The 2,598-nt window shown below is 46.6% G+C and carries 2 protein-coding genes; one reads left to right on the top strand and one right to left on the bottom strand.

Going from position 1 to position 2,598, the window contains the following annotated elements:
- Window positions 1–285: glycogen debranching enzyme N-terminal domain-containing protein (locus tag F6K37_RS37765; RefSeq protein WP_287256159.1), on the bottom strand; the 285-nt coding region annotated here is incomplete at its 3' end.
- A 598-nt stretch (window positions 286–883) separates the two neighbouring features.
- Between F6K37_RS37765 and F6K37_RS37760 the strand changes: the two genes are divergently transcribed.
- Window positions 884–2,395, top strand: coding sequence for a reverse transcriptase domain-containing protein (locus F6K37_RS37760; RefSeq protein ID WP_287256158.1), 1,512 nt, complete (start codon window positions 884–886; stop codon window positions 2,393–2,395).
- The last annotated feature ends 203 nt before the right edge of the window (window positions 2,396–2,598 follow it).

Genomic DNA, 2,598 nt, shown 5'->3' with positions numbered 1-2,598 from the left:
AAGTTCAGGATGTTCTTCAGTGCTGACCACCAGAGTCAGGGATTCCCCAACTTTAAGTTGGGTCTCAAAGGTTGCGACATGGAGATGATCTTCGCGATCGCTTAATCCACGATTACGATTCAAGGGGGGCTTGAGAGCAGCAATCAGCAATCCATGATAACGTCGAGTGACTAGACCAGCTATGGTCCCTGATGCGTAGCCTCCAATGCCATTGGTAAGTAGCCATTCCCGTGATTCTCCTGTGGGTAGATTACCGCAAATTTCTCGTCCCAAGTCATTACTCATTAGTCATTGGTCATTGGTACTTGGTAAGTAAGCTATCGTGCGGCTCGTTCTTACTAGGAGCCTCTAGAAACTAGAGGGGTATGAGTAAGGGGAATCGCGAGGTACAACACCCTCAAAGATTTCTAACTGTCATGCGGATGGTGGTGAAAACCCACCCCTTGAAGAGATAAGTGACTCCTTACCTTGGCCACGTCGAGCAAGCGGCATCTAGCGGAGCGAAGCTGGCACCAGGGCGCAATCAGTTGACCACAAGCAGGTAACAACACGCTTCGCTAATAGGGAGGTGACACGGGTAAACAGGTTCTGAAAAAATGTCTTATTCTTAAGCCGCAACCTGAACAACAAATGCGAGACTTCATCCTCTCATTCTCACGGAGTTTGATAGCAACATCCGTAATCTCTGAGAAGAGGATAGGCAAATTGAACCGCCCTAAATCACCAAAACAATCCAAAAGACGGAACGAGTAAAAACGGTAGAGCAGGTCTGAGGAACGGTCGAACCTCGGTAAACTATGCCAAGTGTAATCCCTCCTACCGGGTAGGATGTGACCGAACAACTGGTCACGGGTATCGAAGATTATAGGACTCCAAGGAGAGCATGGGTAGACACAGTAACAAAGCTAGTGACCTTTGGAAAAGCCAACCGTGGAAGAAACTCCGCCAGAATCTTTTCCGCCTACAAAGACGACTATATAAAGCAGTCCAAGCTGGCGACCAGAGGAAAGCTCGGTCTCTACAGAAACTGATAATGAAATCCCGTTCAGCACAGTTATTGGCCATACGTCAAGTAACACAATTAAATCAGGGTAAGAAAACCCCCGGAATTGACGGAAAGTCATCCCTCAACTACCGGCAGAGATTGAACTTACTTGAGCTACTGAACCAGCATGCAACTGACTGGAAACATGCCGGACTACGGGAAATCCCCATAGCCAAGAAAAACGGGAAAACGAGATTACTCAAAATACCCACAATCGCTGATAGAGCATGGCAATGTCTAGTTAAATTCGCCCTGGAACCAGCACACGAGGCTGAATTCCACCCATGCAGTTACGGATTTAGAACAGGAAGAGGAGCGCATGACGCCCAAAAGCACATGCAAAACCACCTAAAATCTAATTCAAACGGCATCACAAAAAGGGTCATCGAATTAGACATCAAAAAATGTTTTGACCGCATATCCCACAGCACAATAATGGCTAATCTAATAGCACCCAAGTGTATAAAACAAGGAGTGTTCAGATGCCTAAAAGCAGGGGTAAACCCAGAGTTCCCGGAGCAAGGAACTCCACAAGGGGGAGTGGTCAGTCCACTGCTCGCAAACGTCGCCCTAAACGGCATAGAGGAGATTCACCCTTCGATTCGGTACGCCGATGACATGGTAATCTTCCTAAAACCGAAAGACGACGCAGAAAAAGTGTTACAAAACGTGGCCACATTCCTCGCTGAACGCGGCATGGAAATCAGCCAAGAAAAGACCAAGATTACTCACTCGACAAACGGCTTTGACTTCCTGGGCTGGAATTTCCGGGTCCAGAAAAATGGTAAGTTCAGAAGTATGCCCTCAGCGGACAACCTAAGAGCTATCAAGAAGAAAATCAAAGCCGTGGCCAACAGCTCGAATTATGGCGCTAAAGTAAAGGCAAAGAAATTAGAACCAATCGTAAGAGGTTGGAGAAACTACCACCGAAACTGCAAGATGGACGGCTCCAGGAACTCATTGTGGTTCACCGCAAAGAGAACACACGATAAATTCCTAAGGGAAAAGAAAATCAGCAAAGGACAAGCCAAAAAATTAATAACTAAGGCATTTCCTAAAGTGAAGTGGAAGGAAAATAAGCATATCAAAGTCAGGGGCACCAAGTCCCCCTACGACGGAGACCTGGTATATTGGAGCGAAAGAAACTCTAAGCTCTACGATAATGCTACCGCCAGAGCCTTGAAAAAGCAAAACCATTGCTGTGGACAATGCGGACATAAGTTACTAGGCAACGAATCTGTACATCTCCATCACATTGATGGAAACCACGACAATTGGAAGCCAAAGAACTTAATGGCAATTCACCAGAGTTGCCACCAATATATACACAGTAGCCAGAAAGATACTTAGGAGCCGTATGCGGTGAAAGTCGCACGTACGGATTTGAAGGAGAGGTGCTCCCCTTAATAGGGGACATCGACTCTACCAGCTATCAGCGTGTCGCGTATCAGCTATCAGCTAGAAGTAAAGGCTTGTGGCCACGCTACGGGAAAAGTTTATGCCCATAGCGTACGCTACTAATGGTGATTTTGAATAAAATAAGCTGACGGCAC

It is taken from the genome of Moorena sp. SIO4E2, assembly GCF_010671945.1.
GTDB lineage: Bacteria > Cyanobacteriota > Cyanobacteriia > Cyanobacteriales > Coleofasciculaceae > Moorena > Moorena producens.
The sequence above is the reverse complement of the archived record's forward strand: the minus strand, read 5'-3'. Positions and strand labels throughout refer to the sequence as shown.